The organism is Bartonella sp. MU70NMGDW (assembly GCF_042194085.1).
In the GTDB taxonomy this organism is placed as follows: domain Bacteria; phylum Pseudomonadota; class Alphaproteobacteria; order Rhizobiales; family Rhizobiaceae; genus Bartonella; species Bartonella grahamii.
Map to the genome: position 1 here is coordinate 1 of NZ_JBHIMK010000238.1, position 1,799 is coordinate 1,799.

The window sequence follows — 1,799 nt, forward strand, 5'->3', positions numbered from 1 at the left end:
GACTTTACCCAAGCGCGCTTGAAACCATTCTGCTGTTCTTTGTTCCATATCACACCGCCGTTCTTTGTTCTTGTGGTACATATTCTATATCTTGGACGTGAATATATTCGGCATCTTGTATAGGCGCCTCTATTTGCTTTTGTTGTAGGAAAGCTTGTTCTTTTTCATGCTGTCTCTTTTGCAAAATATCCAAAATCCTTTGTGCTACTTCATCAGGAAGATCTTCAAGTCTGTCGACTTGTGCATACTCAAGCACTTTTTCTTCTTCTGTTTGAGTGATGTTTATTAATTGTTTGATTTGCGTAAGCACATCATAAGAAACTAACTTCGTTTGTACGTTATGGTTTGCTTCATTGATACGTTTTGCTTCATCTTCTTCATAAATACCGGAAAGCCCGAAAGCATAGCGAGCACATTGTATAGTAGCTTTATGGCGCAACATGCGTGCTGGATATTTTTGCCATGCTTCACTTTTTTCTTGTTCGCATTCTTTGCGATATTCGATGACTTCGATAGGGTCTTTAATTCCTTTGAGACGAATAGCACATTTGATAGCAATGAGCTTCCTATCCTTATCGAGTTGATCTTGAAAGGTCATGCCATCAAAGTCAGGATTTGATTTGATGATCTTTATCCAACCGTCGATAGAAACAACGGGTATGATGCCGCCGCCTTTTTTAGGGAGTGCATAGATTTCTTTTGTTAAAGGGTTAAGTCCATAAGTATTGGCAACAAAAAGAAAAACGGCAAATTCTGCATCAGTGATGACACTAGCATTTTTATATCCAATACAAGTTTTTATGATTGTTTCTTGAAATTCTTCAGCAGAAAATCCATATTTTCCTGCCATTTCTTTTAAAAAAGTGGAATTTGTCATCTTGATTTCCTACATTGCGCGCAATTCACCCGTGGCGTGAATCACGCATCTGTTAAAAGGCTGGTTGGTTGTTAAATTTTTATGTCTTGAGGAATTCTCGTGTTTCCGCGAATATTAGCTAATCCACGAATTTCGGCATTTCTAAAAATCTTGACTGCGTCATAAATGCGAGCACTATCATAAACTTTTGCATCTCCAAAAATCTCAACATTTCCATAATTAACATCATCCTCATACGTGAAATTGGAGCATGATATAATGACATCACCATAAACTTTAGCATTGTTATAAATGAGAGCAGGACCACAAATTATTGCGTTCCCATATACACGAGCATTGTCGTAAACCTTGGCACTATTCTTTATTCGTGCATTCTCAAAAACTGTTGCGTCACCATAAATACGTGCGTCATTGTAAACTTCTGCATCACCGCAAACATGAGATTTGTCGCGAACAACAGCATCACCAAAAACATGTGCACTACCAGAAACCTCTGCATTACCGTAAACAACAGCACGACTGTAAACTTGTGCATCAGAATAAACTGAAGCATTTCCACTAATACAAGCGCCATCAAATATCTTAGCATTATGAAAAATGGTAGCGCTTTCATACACCTTGGCATCATCATACACCCAGCAATTACCTTTATGACCTAAGTTATATTCCTTTTCAATAAAACCACCAAGATCTCCTTTTTTGACATCATCAAAATCCCTTAAAGCACGAATACGGTGAAGAGTTTTTCCATCAAACTGAATTGTTTCATCAGTAAGTTCGTATTTTTTTTCCATGGTTTATTTCCTTGATTTGCGTACAATTCACCCGTGGCGTGAATCACGCTTGTGTTAAAAGACTGGTTTTGGGGTGTTAGAGTTTTGTCTTTACAGGTTGTACAATCCGATCAATTGGAATGCGTTTT

The 1,799-nt window shown here is 37.7% G+C and carries 2 protein-coding genes; both read right to left on the reverse strand.

Annotation, left to right across the window (positions count from 1 at the left end; genetic code table 11):
- Positions 1 to 49 precede the first annotated feature (49 nt).
- On the reverse strand, positions 50 to 877 hold the full coding sequence (locus tag ACFIKE_RS10065; RefSeq protein WP_375649706.1) for a recombinase RecT: 828 nt from the start codon (positions 875 to 877) through the stop codon (positions 50 to 52).
- A 71-nt stretch (positions 878 to 948) separates the two neighbouring features.
- Positions 949 to 1,671 (reverse strand): hypothetical protein, encoded by a 723-nt coding sequence (locus ACFIKE_RS10070; RefSeq protein WP_375649708.1) that lies wholly within the window; start codon positions 1,669 to 1,671, stop codon positions 949 to 951.
- Between the last annotated feature and the right edge of the window lie 128 nt (positions 1,672 to 1,799).

Coding starts and splice junctions, on each gene's coding strand:
- ACFIKE_RS10065 (WP_375649706.1), bottom strand. CDS start 877: ATGACAAATTCCACTTTTTTAAAAGAAATGGCAGGAAAATATGGATTT.
- ACFIKE_RS10070 (WP_375649708.1), bottom strand. CDS start 1,671: ATGGAAAAAAAATACGAACTTACTGATGAAACAATTCAGTTTGATGGA.